Annotated in this window: 10 protein-coding genes; 4 read left to right on the top strand and 6 right to left on the bottom strand. The window is 45.4% G+C overall.

Translation table 11 applies throughout. The features are described 5' to 3' along the window. The first annotated feature begins 251 nt into the window (after positions 1-251). Positions 252-2,435 (top strand): discoidin domain-containing protein, encoded by a 2,184-nt coding sequence (locus OL444_RS24470; protein ID WP_264729206.1) that lies wholly within the window; start codon positions 252-254, stop codon positions 2,433-2,435. A 128-nt stretch (positions 2,436-2,563) separates the two neighbouring features. On the opposite strand, the gene OL444_RS24465 is transcribed toward OL444_RS24470, so the two are convergent. The 5 genes from OL444_RS24465 to OL444_RS24445 form a co-directional block, all read right to left on the bottom strand. Continuing rightward, positions 2,564-3,439 carry a glycerophosphodiester phosphodiesterase family protein gene (locus tag OL444_RS24465; protein ID WP_264729207.1) on the bottom strand — a complete coding sequence of 292 codons (876 nt, stop codon included), beginning with the start codon at positions 3,437-3,439 and terminating at the stop codon, positions 2,564-2,566. A gap of 18 nt (positions 3,440-3,457) precedes the next feature. Beyond that, positions 3,458-4,999, bottom strand: a complete 1,542-nt coding sequence (locus tag OL444_RS24460; protein ID WP_264729208.1) for a RagB/SusD family nutrient uptake outer membrane protein — start codon at positions 4,997-4,999, stop codon at positions 3,458-3,460. 18 nt (positions 5,000-5,017) lie between these two features. Next, on the bottom strand, positions 5,018-8,275 hold the full coding sequence (locus OL444_RS24455; protein WP_264729209.1) for a TonB-dependent receptor: 3,258 nt from the start codon (positions 8,273-8,275) through the stop codon (positions 5,018-5,020). 212 nt (positions 8,276-8,487) lie between these two features. Next, positions 8,488-9,459 (bottom strand): FecR family protein, encoded by a 972-nt coding sequence (locus tag OL444_RS24450; protein ID WP_264729210.1) that lies wholly within the window; start codon positions 9,457-9,459, stop codon positions 8,488-8,490. 90 nt (positions 9,460-9,549) lie between these two features. Then, positions 9,550-10,131 (bottom strand): RNA polymerase sigma factor, encoded by a 582-nt coding sequence (locus tag OL444_RS24445; RefSeq protein WP_264729211.1) that lies wholly within the window; start codon positions 10,129-10,131, stop codon positions 9,550-9,552. A gap of 544 nt (positions 10,132-10,675) precedes the next feature. Between OL444_RS24445 and OL444_RS24440 the strand changes: the two genes are divergently transcribed. Together OL444_RS24440 and OL444_RS24435 are read left to right on the top strand one after the other, a co-directional pair. Beyond that, complete coding sequence (locus OL444_RS24440; RefSeq protein ID WP_264729212.1) at positions 10,676-11,356, top strand: hypothetical protein; 681 nt, start codon at positions 10,676-10,678, stop codon at positions 11,354-11,356. A 25-nt stretch (positions 11,357-11,381) separates the two neighbouring features. Continuing rightward, positions 11,382-12,365, top strand: coding sequence for a hypothetical protein (locus tag OL444_RS24435; RefSeq protein ID WP_264729213.1), 984 nt, complete (start codon positions 11,382-11,384; stop codon positions 12,363-12,365). A gap of 66 nt (positions 12,366-12,431) precedes the next feature. Here OL444_RS24435 and OL444_RS24430 read toward each other — a convergent pair whose 3' ends face one another. Further along, positions 12,432-14,261, bottom strand: a complete 1,830-nt coding sequence (locus OL444_RS24430) for an amidohydrolase (RefSeq protein WP_264729214.1) — start codon at positions 14,259-14,261, stop codon at positions 12,432-12,434. Positions 14,262-14,714: 453 nt separating this feature from the next. Here OL444_RS24430 and OL444_RS24425 point away from each other — a divergent pair, with 453 nt between their 5' ends. Further along, positions 14,715-18,653, top strand: coding sequence for a DUF7948 domain-containing protein (locus OL444_RS24425; RefSeq protein WP_264729215.1), 3,939 nt, complete (start codon positions 14,715-14,717; stop codon positions 18,651-18,653). Positions 18,654-18,809: the final 156 nt, after the last annotated feature.

The following is an 18,809-nucleotide window of genomic DNA, read 5'->3' as shown; positions in this document are numbered from 1 at the left end:
CCGCCATCTTCCGACAGCCAGTTTTAATGCCCGCAAATACAATATTTGCGGGCATTTTTAATATACTTCGTTCTACCATGTTGGCTGCCCGGTGCTATTTTATCGCTGGTAAGATTCTCCTCACTTTCTTCTTTGCGCGAAAATTGTATGCAAAAGTGTGAAGAGTGTTTCAGTTTTGTTGCAAACGTTTGCATAATTTAGGAAGGATATTAATGCCAACTCCTTATCTACCAAAATAAAACGTTTGTTACATGAAACCCTTATACATGTTCCGGCTACTGCCGTTGCTATTTATCCCGCTGCTCATTGCTTCGCCGGCGGGCGCCCAAACGGGTACTTCTGCCTGGGTGAAAACCGGCAGCAATGGAAAACTGGTATATACACCCGATACAAAGGGTAATACCATTCCCGATTTCAGCACGGTAGGATACCACTCCGGTGAAAAACCAATACCGGATGTACCCGTGGTAAAAACTATCAGCCCTGTTTCCGGCGATAACCTGGCGCATATCCAGGCAGCTATTGATGATGTAGCCGCACTCCCTTTAAAAAACGGTTTCCGGGGAGCGCTGCTGCTGAAAAAAGGCACTTACTCCATCAGCAATACCTTACGCGTCAGCGCGAGTGGTATTGTACTGAGAGGAGAAGGCAGGGGAGCGGCAGATACACGGCTTGTTGCCACCCGCACCGCCCAGCATACGCTCATTACCGTGAGTGGAGCAGGTAAACCTACAGAGACTGCCGGTACACGTAAAGGAATTACCGACAATTATGTACCCATCGGCGCTAAAAGTTTTAATGTAGAATCGGCAGCGGGTTTTGCTGCAGGCGACCGTATCCGGTTAGTAAAAACGCCCAACGATGCCTGGATCTCCCTGTTGGGTATGGCGCCCTATGGCTGGACGACCGGCGCCTATACGATGCATTACTTCCGTACGATTACCGCTATATCCGGCAACAAAGTGACGGTAGACGCACCGGTAGTAGACCCTATCGACAAAACCTATGGTACCGGAGCCATTTATAAATACACCTGGCCGCAGCAAATAACGGAGGTCGGCATCGAAAACATGCGGATAGAATCGGCCTACGCAGCGGAGGAAGATGAGAACCACGGCTGGACGGCCATTACTATCAGCAATACAGAGAATGCCTGGGTAAGAGGCGTGGATGCCTATTATTTCGGGTATGGTAATGTGGGCGTTCTGGGTGGTTCCTTAAGGGTGACTGTCATTGATTGCAAAATGATAGATCCGAAATCGCAAGCCGTCGGTGGCAGGAAATATCCCTTCCTGATAGACGATGGACAACTGGTGCTGGTCAGGAATTGCCACGCGCGCAACGGCCGGCATGACTATGTGACCGGTAGCTCCACCCCGGGGCCCAACGCTTTTGTCCACAACACTTCCGAGTTGCAACGGGCCGATAATGGACCGCATCACCGCTGGGCTACCGGGGTGCTCTATGATAACGTAAGCGGTAACGGCGACCTGCACGTGCAGAACCGCAAGGCATCCGGTTCCGGTCACGGGTGGGCCGGATCTCAATGTGTATTCTGGAACTGCACCGGCCGGAAATTCATTGTGCAACAGGCGCCCCAGCATTACAACTGGGCAATAGGTTGTAAAGGGATCGTTACAGCCGATGGCAATTGGCATGATGGAAATCCGGGTGTATGGGAATCCATCAATACTTTTGTCTCACCACAAAGCCTGTACGAAAAACAGCTGGAAGACCGCCTTGGAAATGTAGTCCCACCATGTGAAGCTGTTGCTGCCAGCTCTAACGATGGAAATGTACCGGCCAATGTACTGGACAACAACCTGAACACACGCTGGTCTGCGCGTGGTAACGGAGAGTGGATACAGTTTTGTCTGAACGATACGGTAGCAGTGAGCCGCGTGGACATCGCGTTTTATAATGGCAATACCCGTAAATCCAGCTTCGACATATGGGTAGGACTGGATGGCCAGACCTGGACTACTGCCGTAGCAGGCCGGCAAAGCAGTGGCACTTCGCTTGCCCTGGAGTCTTTTACCTTTGCCGCTAAAACAGGCAGATATGTCCGGATCGTTGGGCATGGTAATAACCTGAACGATTGGAATAGTTATACAGAAGTAGCGATCAATCCATCCGGAGCTGCGTTGAATGCAACCAGCAATACACCCGAAGAAAAGATGGAGGTCCCGTTTCGGGTGTATCCGAATCCTTTTCAGGAAGATATAACAGTAAGCTTTCACCTGAAAGAAGGTGGACAAACACAGTTAGGACTTTACGATCTGGGAGGCAAAACAATCAATATTCCCATCATGCAATACCTGCAGGCAGGAAGTCATCAATTAACGCTGACATGTAAGCAGGTGCCGGCCGGTATGTACGTGCTGCGTATGACGCATAAGGGGAAAACGAGCAGCAGGAAGATATCTAAATTGTAAAACAATAAGATGTTACTAACAAGACCATTCATCTCTCTATAAATACCTTCGCAAAAAAGCCTTACAACTTCCTGTTGTAAGGCTTTTTGAATTAGTCAGCACACTCGCCGGAGGCCATTCCGATGGTACTATTGGTGTAACCCTTTTTCCCTTAAATAGCGGAGCAGTTGTTCCGGTAAATCTGTCTGGATAATATTGGAGCGCTTATATTTTGACAGTAAAAGATCGAATCCTGTATTGGGAGCAACTCTTTCCATATCGTCAGATTCGCCCAATGCGTTGATCCATACCCGTGATCCCGCAGCGCGGATGGTGTTCATCAGGTCATCTGTATAAAAGGAGGGATCCACATGAATGGCCGGGAACTTACCCATGCCTAAAATAGCCGCAGTTTCCGCCGCATCATGCGCTTTCGGCATAATGTATATCTGCTTGTCGATACCCTGCAGGAAAGGCACATACTTAGGATCATAGAGAAAGAACATGACCTGTTTGGCAGTACCTGTGGCCGCTATCAATGCGCATGTCCGCCGGGCAGCTCCCGGATCATCTGCCTTGAAATCCACATCGATGATGATATTTCCTTTTGCCAGCAATAAGGCTTCTTCGAAAGTAGGTATCTTTTCCGTAGTAGGTTGTCCGTTATGCAATAAACGCAATTGTTTCAGTTCTTCGTAGGTAAAGCTGCTCACTTTCCCTTTGCGGCCGGTAGTACGTTTGAGCGTTTCGTCGTGCATCAGTACCAGTACGCTGTCTTTGGTCTGCCGTACATCGAGTTCCACAATGTCAATACCTTGTCTGATTGCTTCGTTGATGGCTGCCAGTGAGTTTTCCGGATAATGCGTATGTGCTGCCCGGTGAGCTGCCACCATGATCCGGTCAGGACGTTGGTGGAAATCGTTTAAGATCAGATCTATGTTCCCTTTGGCTGGTTCAGTCGTTTGTGCGTTGGTGAAATGCCAGGTACTGCATATGAGCAACACAATAAAAAAACAGTATTTCATTGATTCAAATTTTTTGATTTAAAAATATCCTTTGTTCTGTGGGAATGTGATGGTGGAAAGATCTATCTGTGCCTGCGGAATAGGGCGCAATACGTGATAGTCCTTTATACTCACCGCATTGGGATTATATTTCTTCACTCTTTCTATCAGCTTACCTGTGCGGGCAAGATCCATCCAGCGCATATCTTCACTACCCAGTTCCCGGGCGCGTTCGTCCAGAATCTGGTCTATATTCAGCTGGCCGGGTGTCACTTCCGGTAATTGTTTGCCGGGTTTCGCAGCCCTGGTTCTCACTGCGTTGAAGTAAGGAAGTGCTTCATTGGGCTTTCCTGCCAGGGTAAGTGCTTCCGCCGCCAGCAGGTAAGTGTCTGCCAACCGGTATACAAAAAAGTCACGGAATCCTTTCAGATCCTGTACACTGGCGCGGGTAGGATCGTCGTGTTTTCTGATCGCCCAGTGCATGTTATCATTGTTAGGCGCCATCAAAGAATTAATACCCGGCGCAATTTGCCAGACTACGGTGTCGCCTATCTTTTTTCCTGCCGGTAAGGTAGCGCTGTTGTTATAGGTCCAGGAGTACCTGAAAGTTACCTCAAAGCGGGCATCATTGGGATCAAACAGATTCCGGAAGAAATCAGTAGGCCGGAACCGGGTATAAGGACGTCCACCTTGTTCCAGGTCGCGTTTTAAACCGGCAAACTGATCATAGGCAGGTGTAAAGAAAGCGTGCCCCTGATTACCATCGTCATTAAACAAAGCGTTGTTCAGGTACTGTACCGCAAATACGATCTCTGTGTTACGCTGATTGTTGTACTCGAACAGGTTACCATAAGTCTTTACCAACTGATAAGGCCCTTCCTTAATTATTTTGATGGCCGCAGTGGCAGCGCCATCATTATCTTTCAGCAGCAGCTTGATTTTGGCCAATTGCTGCAGGGCAGCACCTTTGGTTACCCGGCCGTATTCTGCAGCAGTCCAGTTCAGTACATCGACCGCAAATTGGGTATCCTCCAGCATATTTTTCCAGATGGTTTCTTTGGCAGTTCTGCCGGCATCGGTGACCACTCCCTTGGTTTCATGGGCGGTATACACCACATCGCCAAACTGGAGCGTCAGCCAGTAATAGTAGTGCGCGCGAAGAAAACGGGTTTCTGCCTTAAATTGGTTTTTGAGTTTATCGTCCATCGCCACCGCGTCGATCTTGTCGAGAACCGTATTGGCAGCATTGATACCGGCGTAACAATCATTCCAGATGTCATTGAGATAATCATTGGATGGATTGAGCGCAGCAGAGTAGTCATCCATGAATTTATATCCCCCGTCTTTTCCATGCTGGAAAATATCGGTACCCATCATGTTGGCCGTAAATCCTTTCTGGGATCCGTACAGAGATCTTAATTTGCTATATACGCCGGTAACCCCATTGGAGATGCCGGCAGGGTTGCTGTAGATGGCTTCCGGTACAGGTTTGTACAGGTCTTTTTCTTCCAGGCTGCAAGCGGTAAAGAGCGTGCAAAAGGAAATGGCGGTAAGTATATGAAGTCGTTTAGTAAAAGACATAATCGGTTGTTTTAAGTATTAAAAGGCAGCGTTGATACCGATGGCATACATTTTTACAGTAGGGTACATGGCACGGGTTCCGTCTGACTCAAACTCCGGATCCTGTCCCTTATATCCGGTGATGGTAAACGGATTTTCGGCGCTTAAGGTGATCTTCAACGTTTTAATAGCAGCCCGTTGCAACCATAGCTGTGGTAAGGAATAAGCCAGGGAAAGGTTTTTAACTCTCACAAAACTGGCATCTTTGTAAGCCAGTGTGGAGCCGAGATACACACTTTCCTGGTTCTTGTCTGGTCGTGGATGCTCGTTGGTGGGATTTTCCGGTGTCCAGTAATCTACGTTCAGGTTGTTGTATCTGCCGGCCAGCCGGTTATTGTTTTCATACCATCTGGAGTAAATCAGCTGTTGCTGGCGGGTATTGATCACAATATTTAACTCCAGTCCTTTATAGGAAAAATGGTTGGTCATACCGCCGATCCAGCCAGGGAATTCGGAGCCCAGTATCACGCGGTCCTGGTCACTGTATTTTTTATCATTATTGGTGTCCTGCAGTTTTATTTGTCCGGGTTTAGCGCCGTAAACTTTCGCGGCTTCTGCTTCATTGGTTTGCCAGATACCTGTTTTCTGATAATCATAGAATACCTTGATAGGCTGACCAATGAACCACTGGTTACCTATATCATCTTTTCCGTCTCCGTACAATTGCACAATTTCATTTCTGTTGGTAGAGAAGTTCAGATCGGTTGTCCATTGGAAATCTTTGTTATCGATATTGACGGTAGACAAGGTAACTTCCCATCCTTTGTTCCGGGTGGCGCCAATGTTTTCCAATACTTCCGTATAGCCGGTACTACCAGGAATACTTCTTCTTAACAGGATATTTTTAGTGTTGGCGATATAATGTTCTATCGTACCGGTAATCCGATTGTTGAACAAACCAAAATCGATCCCGGCATTCAGTGAAGCGGTAGATTCCCATCTAAGGTTAGGGTTGGCAATCGTAGCTGGTTGAAATCCGTTCATACCAGTTTCACCAAAAGCATAGCTGCTCTTTTTGAGGGTACTGAAAGTACCATAGGGCAGAATACCGTTAAAACCGGTACTACCATAGCTTAACCGCAGCTTTAAAGTATTGATGTTATGGAGGGATTGCATAAATGGCTCTGCATCCATACGCCATGCGATCGCAGCAGAAGGGAAGTAGCCCCATTTATGACCGGCTGCAAATACAGAAGAGCCATCTGCTCTGCCGGTGATGGTAAAGAGGTAACGGTTCTTATAATCATAATTGACACGAACCATATAAGACAGCAATAATGACTTGCGGTAATCGCTGCTGATGCCGGTTACTTCTCCTGCTGTTTCCAGGTTATGATAGCTTTGGGCTTCATAGGGCAGCTTGTTGGCCCTGATGCCTGAACTGTTGAGGGTTTGCTGTTGAGAGCTTTGTAATAAAGTAACGCCCAGTCGTTGCGACTTCGACAGCTGTTTGGTGTATTTTAGTATATTCTCTATCGTTATGGAAAACATATCTGCATTACTCAGTCCTGCCGTCGCATTTCCGCCTTGGTTATCATCTGTTTCGCTACCCTTAAAATAACCTTCTTTGGAAGTTTCTATTTCCGGCCCGATATTCAGGCGGTAGGTCAGGTCTTTATAAATATCCCATTCACCATACATGCTGGCAAATACCCGCGTTTTATAACGCTGATTGATGGTGTTTTTGATGACAGATAGCGGGTTTACCCGTTGTCCTTCATCGTTGTTCGGACGGAAGAGCATTTTACCGGTGCTGTCATATGGAATACCCAACGGGTTTAAACGTAAGGCGTTATCAAATACCGTGTTGTCTGTTACATTCTGGGTAGACTTGCTGACCAGCGTGGATACGCCCATCCGGATACGTGTATTGATCTGATGGTCGAGGTTGATGCGTAAAGCGCCCCGCGTAAAATCTGTTTTGTCTACAATGCCTTTTTCCTTGAAATAGTTAAAAGAAACCGCGAACTGTGTTTTTTCCTTTCCGCCTGTTAAGGATAACTGATGGTTTTGTTTGGCGCCATTATGATAAATGAGGTCCTGCCAGTCAGTAGATCGGCCCATCGCCAGTGATTGCAGGGCGATATCATCAAACAGCTTCGTGTCAGCCGGATAGTTGTTGCCGGGATCGGCTGTTCTGGCAGCTTCGCGGCGTAATTGGGCAAACTGTTCTCCATTCATCAGGTCCAGTTTTCTGGTGATGGAAGTAACCCCATAGTAAGCATCATAAGCTACATTGGTTTTGCCGGCCTTTCCTCGTTTAGTGGTAATGATTAATACCCCGTTTGCTGCCCGGGAGCCATAGATGGCGGTAGAAGAGGCATCTTTTAATACTTCAATGGAAGCAATATCATTAGGATTGATTTCATTAAAGCCACCTACCATCGGAATACCATCCAGTACAATCAAGGGGCTGTTGTCATTTTTGATGGAACGTTGTCCGCGTAACAGGATGTTAGCGCCGGCGCCGGGTTCGTTACCACTGCTGAATACATCCAGTCCGGCTACCTTACCTTTCAATGCCTGCGCAGCATTGGTGGTAGGTTGTGCGGCAATTTCACTGCCCTTTACCGAACTAATGGAACCGGTGATGTCCCGTTTCTTTTGGGTACCATAACCTACTACCACTATTTCCTCCAGGCCTTTTACATCTTCCTGTAGGATAACTGTAGGTAACTCACCGGCAGTAACCGTTATTTCCCGGCGTGTATAGCCCGACATGGAAAAAACTAAGATATCCCCAACAGCAGCTGCTGTAAAGAAAATACCTTCACTATCTGTGATACCTCCGCGGTTGGTATTTTTTACGACAACGGTGACACCTGGCAGTGGCATACCTTTTTCGTCGGTGACTTTGCCCTTTACCTTTTCTGCCACCACAGCTGTGTGCGTGGGAGCCGTTGTAACGACGGTTTCTTTTTCCAGGATGATGATCTTCTTGTTTTGTATTTTATAGGTCAGCCTGGTGTTGCGTAACAATTCGTTGACGGTCCAGGCTACCGTTTTTTGCCTGGCATGCAGTGCTACGGACTGGTAAGGCGCTACCAGTTGTTCGTTGTAGATAAACAGGTAGTCTGTTTGTTGCTGAATAATGGCAAACGCTGCTTTGAGTGATTGCCGCTGAAAAATGTAGTCGATGGTTTCATTACCACTATGCGACTGACCGTGAGAAGTGGCTCCCAGCAATAGTTGAGAGCTCATCAGTATAAGGACAAACAGCCTGCATCCTGTTTTCATAATCTGTTGAATTAGGGACACGACAATCCTGGTATAAATTTTCATACCTTTATACGGGTTTTAATAATTGATTTAATCGTTAATGAAATCCGGAGAGAAAGATCAATAAGTGATTGGCGTTACGCATTGATCTGTTCTTTTACATGCGCCGGTGGGGTTTACCCTTACCGGTTTTTTTATGGACATTAGGTGATAGGCATAGACCATGTATTTTAATGTGATTGTTTACGAATAGTGATGTGTTGACCGTTGTTGGAATAGGTGAGTTTATTAGCCAGGCAAAGGGCGTCCAATACAGTAGATAAAGGATCCGCCGTTTCAAAGCCGGCAGTAATGCGATAGGCGCCCAGACTGGTATCGGCAAATGAAATCTGTTGATCGTACTTGTTGGCCAGCAATAAGGCGATGATATCCAGTCTTTCATTATTAAACAGTAGTTTACCGGTAGTCCATCCGTTAATGGATTGTCCGTCTACTCTTGTTTTATTGTATGCTGATGATCTGGTATCGATCGTGAGTTGCTCATCAGGTGATAATTGAATCTCCTTTGCTGCCAGCTGTTTTACGGAAGGATCGCCTTGCACCGCCACTTTTCCCTGTTGAACGGTTACCTGTATGAAAGCCAGTTGCGGGTAATTTCTTACATTAAACATCGTGCCCAATACCCTTGTCTGCACCTGCCCGGATTTTATGATAAAGGGATGTGCCGGATCCTGTTTTACATCCAGGCATATCTCTCCTGATAAGAGTTCTATCTGTCGGGTATCACCGGTAAAATGTGCCGGATACCGCAAGCTACTACCAGCATTCAGCCATACGTGGGTACCGTCATCCAGGGTAAACTGCTGCGGATGGCCTTTTGCTGCAAATACTTCCTGCCATTTTTCTTTAGCCGGCCGGAGTTGCCACAGGAGCATACCAGTACCCAGTATCAGCAGTAGCGATGCGGCTACTTTTAATATCGTATAGCGTGGCAGCTTCACCTGTTTGGGAGCTGGCGCTGTTTGTTGTTGTACTTGTTGCCAGATCGTATTTTCCAGGTGTTCAAAACGGAGATCAGCTGTATTGGCTTTACTACGGTCAATTTCCTGTTGATACCATTGTTCTATTAATAACTGCTCTTCCGGTGTACACTTACCGGCCAGGTATTTTTTTAGTAATGTTTCGATGTCCTGCATGGGCATAGTAAAAGGGATATACCTTTCTTACAAGACAGTTGAAAAGGATAGGAGGGGTAGATAGGGGTATATTAACTTAATGTTAAGCGGAGCCGCTTAAAGGAAAAAAGAAAAATGTGCCATTTTATGGCGAAGCGTGCGGATGGCGTTACTGATCTGTTTTTTGACAGTTTCCTGCGACAGTTGCAGCTTGCTGGCTATTTCTTTATGGGTGAGGGCTGTCTTCCTGCTCAACTCAAATACTTCCCGCATTTTAGCTGGCAGCGCGTGTATTTCCTGCTCCATACGAGCGGTGATTTCTTTTTCTGTAATGTATTGCAGGGAGTTGTTGTGGGTATCTGCCAGGAAATGTTTTAAGGAAGAGAGGTGAGTTTGATAGGTACGTTTGGAGGCGAGCAGATTCAGTACCCTGTTCCGTGTAGCCACATACAGATAAGCGGCTACTGAGCCGGAAATCTCTATCGTAGCTGCTTTGGACCAGAAGGTGATAAATACTTCCTGTACGACATCCTTTGCATCATCTTCCTGTACTAATATGCGGTATGCCTGGAGATAGAGTACGCCCCAGAATCTTTTGTACAATTCTTCAAACGCCATTGCATTGCCCTGCCGGAACTCCTCCAATAGCGCTTCATCATGTAGTTCGTCAAGTTGGCTGGTATAAGTGGTTGGATGCATACAGGCCTTTTAAGGCAGACTGGCTGTCTGATCTACTGCCCAAAAGTAATACGATGGACAGACATTGTATATTAAATAATTGTGAGCAGATGCATGATATAATGTGGAGGCCGCGGTTAAATGTTAGTTTTTTAGCTTGATAAGAATCGTTTGCTTTTTCGCCCTTCGCGCTACACTGTTCGGTTGAGGCCAGATCAACAAAGAGATCACTAAAGTAATAATTAGTCAATGATTATTCGGAGCTGCGATCTTTTTACATTTCCTGCTTTTAATATTTGCATATCAGTGATGCTGTTTAACACATAATATACCGGTTTGCCGGCGCTGATTTGTTATTAGTAAAGGTGGCTGTAGTGAAAGTGTAATAGTAACCAGTTTTCTTAATAATTCCAGACTGTATCATTCGATATTAACCCGTTAATACCCATACTATTATTGCTCTTGTCGTCCATGTTTAAATGCTGCGCGCTGCTGTTACTTCCATGTCTTTTGCGTAGCACAAGAGATCGCACTTATATGCCAGGAAGAATTAAACCCTATAAATATGAAATGTAAACTACTGTTTTTAATTGTTTGTTTTTTTGTCTCTTTTTCGCTCTATGCGCAGCAGACAACGGTCTGGGATATATCAAATAATCCTGTAGCCAATATGGTAGCGGATCCTTGTGGTGCTCCGACAAGTGGATTTGCCGGTCGCTGCGTGATGGCCGGTGGCGCTTATTTAGCAGGAGTACCCGGTTACCTTTGGTATGCGACGCATGGATGTCCTAATGGAAATGGTGGCCAGTGGCATGTTATTCCAAGGATGCATATTGAGATTTATGCGAACAATCTATCAGGTACTCCCAGCGCTTGCGGATTTGAAATTTTCTATAAGTTTAAAGCCGGTTATACATATGTTGTTACCATAGAGGCGGCATTTTCAGATTATAATGGAACGGGTAGGCTCCCGACTTTACAAGCTGTCTTATCTGGTTTGTCTATAATCAGGGATCCCTCATTTTATAAGTTATGTACCCGGCTACAGGTGCGACCAGTAGATTTATGGCCAATGCCTAATACTTCCGGTTCTGCCCCCGGAGATACCTTTACCAAGGATGTGAAATCGCTCACCTTTAAACCTAAGCAGGATTATCCTGTAATACAATTTTCATCGATACCTGCTGCAGGGACAAATGGTGGAGCTATTAGTTTATTTAAGTTAACGATAGAAGAGAAAATTTAATACCTCATTTTATAACCACGATTATATGAAAAAAAGCATACCCCAAAATATATTGTTATTGATAGGACTTGCTGTGGTAGTTTTATCATGTAATAAAGAAGATAAGTATTTGCCTGCATCGAAGCATACTACGGATCATATTTCTGAAAAGAAAGGCAGCCAGTTTGAGGGAAGGGACTGGTCTGGTAAAATCCATACTATTATTGTTACGAACGAAGTACATGGACGAAATAATCAGGTAGCTGTTACGGTACCTGATGAATATATACTGGTCGGCGGTGGCGGATTGGTAACGCCTAAGTTTGCGCTGCCCGGTGCATTTCTAACGGGTGCTTATCCGGATAAAGCGCTACGTACCTGGCATGTGTCTTCCAAAGAGCATCTGCTGCCATTTCAGCATACATTGATTGGTTATGCGATTGGGCTAAAGATAGATGGCTTGTCAAAAGAGGAACTCAGGAAATATATACGCATTGATTCTTCCCGTGAAAATAAAAATCATAATCCGGAAACGCCGGAAGCAGTAGCGGCAATTCCCAAAGGATATGTAGTCATTGGAGGCGGCGTAAGAATAGATTGGTCCGGAGCAGGCACCTTGCTGACTAAATCGATTCCAGGTAATGCAGACTGGGGAGCAGCCGGGCATAAGAATATTGAAAGCAGCAATGCCCATGCAACGGTCTTTAGTATTAGTATCAAATCCGACATTCCCACGTGGGGGAAATTAGAAGTGATCAGGGATTATGCCATCAATAAACCCGGACCGGATTTTGGCGGATACCGCACAGTTAAGTTAGTAAAAAGAAAAGGTTGGGCTTTAACGGCTGTTGGCGGCGACGCGTTGTTGACAGACAAGGAGAGAGGGCGGTATCTTACCGGTATTGTTCCCAAAGCGGAACCGGATGAATCAGGCGAAGAGAGTTCCATCGTTATCTCAAAGGATAATATTAATTATAGAGAAGCAGGTAATGTAGCGGCCTATAATGTAATCATCCGCAAGCAACCATAGTATAGACTTACTATCCCATAGCAATGAAGAAATCCTTACAGCTGAATGCTGTAAGGATTTTAATTTTTAAGTCCGCAGTGCGGTATTCCTGAGAATAATACTATTTATTTTTTTAGAGAGGTGGCGGTTACTGTACACCAGATTGCCATCTTTATAAGTATGTACTACGTGTACATTACTCCTGATTTTAGTGGAATCAATCGTCATAGGGGCTTCAGTCAGGACTACTATATCCGCTTTATACCCTTTTTTCAGTTTGCCTTTCGTATCTTGTTCTCCCCATTGGTAGGCGGCTTCTGTGGTGATGGCTTTTAATGCATGATAAACACTTATCCGTTGATCCGGACCTAATAATACACCCATTTGCGTTAAGCGGTTTACGGCTGCATATACCGCCGTGATGAGATCCGGTGGAGTAATAGGAGCATCTGTGTGAATCGTATATCTCAATCCCAGGTTCTCAGCGTGTTTAAGTGGACTGATATTTTGCGCCCGGGGATTGCCAAGCACATTGGAAATATACCAGTCTCCCCATATATAAGCGTGCGTGGGGAAAAAGCTTTCCATTACATCCGAACCCAGTTCTTTCATTTTTATCAATTGGTCTTCCCGGGCGGTTTGGCAATGAATGAATACATTGGGCGTCGGCTGGCGGTAATTAATCTTTTTTGCTTTAAAGGAATTGAAAATGGCCAGCGCCATATCAATCGCTGAATCCCCGTTGAGGTGAATATGCACCGGCATTCCCATGGACATGACTGTATCAACAAAGTGATAGGCATTGTTGTATGTATAAATAGGATGGCCTTTATAGGTCGAATCCTGCCCGATCATAGGTGTGTGGTAAGGTTGAGATAAATAAGCGTCTTTACCTTGCGGAGAACCATCGAATGTGAATTTGATGGCGCCTACTTTAAAATGCTGCTTGTAATACTTGTTATAGTAAGGTTTAACGGAAGCCAATGTTGTTCTGAAATCGTCAAAGTCAGGTAGCATAATATAATCACCTTTCAGACTGCCAGCTTCCACGGCGGCTTTGATCATCTGGTAGGTATTGGCATCTGCTCTTCCTTCACAAATAGTCGTGATGCCATAGGAAAAGCAGGTGTCTTCTGCATTGCGCATTAATTTAATCGGATCAAACGTAGCATGATTATATTTCTTTGAAAAGGACATGGCACTATCAATGGCGGCGATGTTTGCATTCTCCAGTAATAAGCCGGTATTGATACCATGATCTTTTACAATGGTACCACCAGGGTATTTGTCTGCAGGCGTCTCGTTGGTGATGCCCATCATCCGGAGAAACTTCGTGTTACCCACGCCCATGTGCCCACTTACATGCATGATGTAAATAGGATGTTCACTATCGATCGCATCTAATTCCAGTTGCGTTGGTTGTTTGTGGCTTTTTAACTGTGAGTCGTCATAATTATTGCCAAGTAGCATCGCTTCCTTATTCCCCGGGAAATGTGTGTGCGCATATTCTTTTAATACTTTCCCGAGAGTGTCGAGTGTGGTAACATTACCATATGGCGGTCCGCTCAGGTTAGCCAACGGTTGTACAAGAGCTTCCAGTCCCACATGCGCATGAGCGTCAATAAATCCGGGCATGATCAGGCTGTCTCCATAATCATGAATAATGGTGGAACCTGCACGGTAATAGTCTTTGATGGCTGTGAGCGAGTCACCAACAAATAATATGGAATCTCCCTTGAAAACGATGGACTGCTCCGTATGTAGCGGATCGGCATCATTATCCATAGTTCTGATTTTTCCTTTCAGGATAACGGTAGGATACTGCACAGCGGATTTCTGATCTTTAGAGGAGTGGCAGGTGATAAAAATAAACAGCACTCCCAGAGGAAGGAGTGTTAACAACCGTTTTTTTTTCATAATGGTTACTTAAGAGTTATGAATGGATATTTTGTAAGGACATTAACAAGTGCTGGCATGAAATGTTTAGAAAGTTACTGGTTTTTGTTGGGGTACTTTAATGGTGGCCTGCTGCTGACGCCTGCTGTTAATTTTACAGCATTTTAATCCAGTCAAAAAACAGAAGAATAAAATAAGGAATGCGGTGGTAATTCCTGATATGCTGTTGAAGGAAATAATCATTTCGATTATTTCCTTTTTTATACCCATAATTTATTGATTACAGTGTATCGTATTTTTAAAAATGAAAATGGATGATGAAATCGTAGCAATTGGATCTTGTTTCAGCATTTTCTTTTTTATCAGCATACCATTCCGATTAGCTGTGATTGCTGTACAAGATAAGCTGGTGGATTTTTTATGCCTTTAACTGGGAGGGCAATTTTTTCCTTTCCCCATTAATTTTCTATTTTTGTGGATCTGTTTATTCACATTTATACCCTGCAACCGTTGAAATTACTTATACCTGTACTGGTGACCATTCTTTTTTCATTGTCTTGTTTTGCCCGTGATTCCACAAATGTGGATGTACGGAAGTATGCCGCACAATTTATGATGGGTGGTTTCGTAAGGAATGGCGGCCAGCTGAAAGATAAGCATAACAAAAGTGTTACCTCGATACTCTATACGGCAAACATCGGACAGAAACAAATTTACATCACCCGGAAGGGCCTGAGCTACATTACCCTGCAACAATTACCTGTAAAGGAAGAGAAAGGAAAGGAGCGCCGGTCCGGTAGGAATAGCGACCGACCCCATAGGGTGGAGCCTGATGATGTATTACAGCCGCATATAAACCTGGAAAGTGTGGATGTTAGCCTCACGGGAGCGGATATACGTCCGGAAAATATAGAAGAAACAGAGGTGAATAGGCATGCGGGTGTTATTAATATGTATGATCCTCGCCAGGCTGACCAGCAGTTGCAGGTAGTATCCGTACTGAAGATAAAAGAAGTATACCCCGGTATCGACTGGATCCTTTATTTCAATCGCGACAGCACGGGGAAAACGCGGATTAAATACGATTTTCTCCTGGCGCCACATGCGGCAGTCAGCAGGATTCAACTGAAATATTCTGCCAATGCACATCTTTCAGCAACACCGGAAGGCGATATCCTGGTGAAGAGTAAACTGGATGAGCATATAGAAAAGGCGCCAGTGGCCTTTATGGAGGCGGACCGGCAACCAGTTAAAGTAAATTACCGCCTGCGGGATAAACATACCATCATTTTTGAAGCCGAACATTATGATACCACCCGCGCAATGCGGATTGACCCGGAAATTTTCTGGGCCACCTTTATTACCACCACGCAGCCAGATGTGATGTACCAATATACGGGAGGGAATGACATTGAAGTGGATAAAGACGGGAATATCTTTGTGCAGTTAACCGTAAGTGGCACTGTGCCGATACTCACTGTAAACCCTGGAAATGGGGCTTATTATGATGATATTTCCCTGGTGAACAACGGAGCTGTTGCCTATATGAAGTTTTCACCGGAAGGTCGGCTGTTGTGGAGCACCTATTTTGCAGGGACCAAACAAACTACCGGCAGGGTAATGACAGTAGATCCTCAGGGGAATGTATATGGGATCGCTCACTTCTATGCAGCGTATGGAGAAGTAGTACTGAAAGATAATGGCGGTTACTTTGATAGCGAAGCAAAAGAATGGTTTGTATCTAAATTTGATAATAATGGCCGCCTGCTCTGGAGCAGTTATTATGCCGGATTTAATACCTATCCCAGGGATATTACTTACGATGAGCAAGGTAATATATTTATTGCGGGATGGTCTACGAGCTACCAGTTCCCGCTGGCTGATCCGGGTAATGGTGCTTATGTACAGCAGGGAGGTCCATATGGTTCTGCACGGGTGTTGTTCATCTCTCAGTTTACACCCGATTGTAAATTGCATTGGTCTACCCGTATGGAAGGAAGAGATGACGATGATGCTACCACTCTTCATGCCGACCGGTTCGGAAACGTATACCTGGGTGGTGGGGTAAGATCTGATAACTATCCCCTCAAAAATGCAGGGGGCTATTTTTATCAGGATGGTACTCGTGTATTGACTAAGTTCAATAGCAACAGGGAGATGGTATGGTCTACTTACCTGCATGGGGAAATATCTGCCATCGTTTCAGATAAGCAGGGAAATATTTATGTACCAGGCGGAGGTTGTACCCTGATGAAATTTGATCAGCAAACCAACCTGGTGTGGACCAAAACATTTTCGGGTCCCACACAGCTAATGGTTTACCGGGCCAGATTTGATGTGAGCACTGATCAAATTCATTTGTTGGGTATCCACAATGGTTCCAGCAGAGGTTTCCCTGCAAAGAATACAGATTGTCCCGGTACTTTTTTCTGGGAAGATAAGCCACAGGAATATCCCTGGAATGGTTTTAACCCTTTTTTCCTGACGTATAATACAGCCGGCGATTTACAGTTTGCCACCACCGTAGACTGGAGCACGGAGTATTATGAGGAGTCGGATTTTACGATAGATAAGGAGGGCAATATGATCTATCTTTTTTTCACCAATAGGAATACGCAGCCTAATCCCGCAGTAACCAATCCCGGTAATGGCGCATATTACCAGCCGGAGATGAACCGCCAGGGTACCAGCGCTTTTCTGATGAAGCTGAAAAATAAATCATTGACAGTGCATGCTGATGTCCGGGCCTATCCGGATTGCCGGGGTGGTGGGGTTATTGAGCTGCAGGTGGCTTGTGGTAAGGCGCCTTACCAGTATGCCTGGAGCAACGGTGCTACCACTGCTACGGTAAGTGACCTGGCTCCAGGTAAATACACCGTAAAAGTAACCGATGAAAATAAGCTGTCCCGTACCCTGGAAGTTATCCTGCCTATGCCCCCCAATAGCCCGTCATCATTCGAGGTAAAGACAGGTGATGAATATTGCGGAAAGAAAAATGGCCGGTTGAATATCGGGACTGTAACTGGTGGCACTGCACCATTTACTTATGCACTGGAAGATCAGCCTTTCGATGTAAACCGGGACTTCACCGGATTGTCGAAAGGGACTTATAAAGTCACTGTGAAAGATCAGAACGATTGTAAGGTAACTGCCAATATAAACATTGGTGCAATCAACGGACCGGGGAACTTTCAGATAGGTACGGTGGCCACGGGGTGTGACCCAATTGATGGTCAGATTAATATAGACAATGTAAAAAACGGAACGCCCCCCTATACCTATCGTCTGAACGATGGAGATCCTGTTGCAGTGGGTTCTTTTACGAGGCTCCCTGCTGGCGACTACCGGGTTAAAATAACGGATGCCGCAGGTTGTGCTGTTGATGTTACGGCGAAAGTTATTGCCCTGGAACCTCCGGCCGCGGCTAATATTAGCACTACAGATGATCATTGCGGATCAGGTATCGGCAGCATCCTGATCGGTGATATTACTGGCGGAGTAACACCATATGCCTATTCGGTGAATGGAGGCAATTATCAGCCTGCTCCCAAACTTGACCTGTTGAAAAAAGGCAGCTATACAGTGGCAGTAAAAGATGGGAAAGGTTGCGTGCTCACGATACCTGCAGTGAAGATCGAAGATCAGGACGGACCTGAGAATATCCAGTTGACTGTAACAGATGCCCTTTGCGGGAAGATTACGGGCGCTATCGAAATAAAAAATGCAGCGGGAACGCCGCCGTTTAAGATCAGCCTGGATCAACAGTCATGGAGTAATGCTAATAGCCTGAAAGGTATTCCACAAGGTGACCACACCCTGTACGTAAAAGATCCATTCGGATGTGTGGGTGCGCAATCATTTACAGTCCGGTACCAGCTTACACCACAGCTTACCATGCTGCCGGCATCCACCATCATTTGTTATGGTGAAACAGTAAAACTGAAAGTCGTGAGTAACTACCCGGAACTGGTAAAATCACTGGCATGGAGTATTCCGGAAGGATATTATAATGCCTATACCGCTACAAAGATATTTATGAACTCAGAGGAGGTTACTGTTACCGGTGCCGATATCAATGGTTGCATATTGAAAGCTACTGCGAGCATAAACGTAAAAGCCTGCAATACTCCGGACCGTTGTGTGGAAGTGCCTACGGCGTTTTCTCCCAATGGCGACGGGCGCAATGATCGTATCGGCCCGCTCACCCTGAGCTGTAAATTGCTGCGTGTAAACTTTGTCATATATAACCGCTGGGGCGCAGTGGTATTCCGGTCCTCCTCACTGGATAACAAGTGGGATGGATATACCAGTGGCCAGTTACAGCCAGGTGGCTCTTATGTATATGTTTGTCACTATATCGGAGAAGATCAGGTAGATAGGCAACTGAGCGGAGCCATTACCCTGATCAGATAACATCATCTTTTTTGTTCCGGATTATTTCTCACTTTAGGGAAAGATGGAAGGCCCTAGTCTGTTATTATGTGATTCCTGTATCAGACAAACAATACATCAAATCAAACGGCAGCATTGATATTAATGATGCCGTTTGATTTGATGTATTATCAGAAG

It is taken from the genome of Chitinophaga nivalis (genome assembly GCF_025989125.1).
Classification (GTDB): domain Bacteria; phylum Bacteroidota; class Bacteroidia; order Chitinophagales; family Chitinophagaceae; genus Chitinophaga; species Chitinophaga nivalis.
The sequence above is the reverse complement of the archived record's forward strand: the minus strand, read 5'-3'. Positions and strand labels throughout refer to the sequence as shown.

What these genes read in the sequence shown, in the direction of transcription:
- OL444_RS24470 (WP_264729206.1), top strand. Translation starts at nt 252, where the DNA reads ATGAAACCCTTATACATGTTCCGGCTACTGCCGTTGCTATTTATCCCG.
- OL444_RS24465 (WP_264729207.1), bottom strand. Translation starts at nt 3,439, where the DNA reads ATGAAATACTGTTTTTTTATTGTGTTGCTCATATGCAGTACCTGGCAT.
- OL444_RS24460 (WP_264729208.1), bottom strand. Translation starts at nt 4,999, where the DNA reads ATGTCTTTTACTAAACGACTTCATATACTTACCGCCATTTCCTTTTGC.
- OL444_RS24455 (WP_264729209.1), bottom strand. Translation starts at nt 8,275, where the DNA reads ATGAAAACAGGATGCAGGCTGTTTGTCCTTATACTGATGAGCTCTCAA.
- OL444_RS24450 (WP_264729210.1), bottom strand. Translation starts at nt 9,459, where the DNA reads ATGCCCATGCAGGACATCGAAACATTACTAAAAAAATACCTGGCCGGT.
- OL444_RS24445 (WP_264729211.1), bottom strand. Translation starts at nt 10,131, where the DNA reads ATGCATCCAACCACTTATACCAGCCAACTTGACGAACTACATGATGAA.
- OL444_RS24440 (WP_264729212.1), top strand. Translation starts at nt 10,676, where the DNA reads ATGAAATGTAAACTACTGTTTTTAATTGTTTGTTTTTTTGTCTCTTTT.
- OL444_RS24435 (WP_264729213.1), top strand. Translation starts at nt 11,382, where the DNA reads ATGAAAAAAAGCATACCCCAAAATATATTGTTATTGATAGGACTTGCT.
- OL444_RS24430 (WP_264729214.1), bottom strand. Translation starts at nt 14,261, where the DNA reads ATGAAAAAAAAACGGTTGTTAACACTCCTTCCTCTGGGAGTGCTGTTT.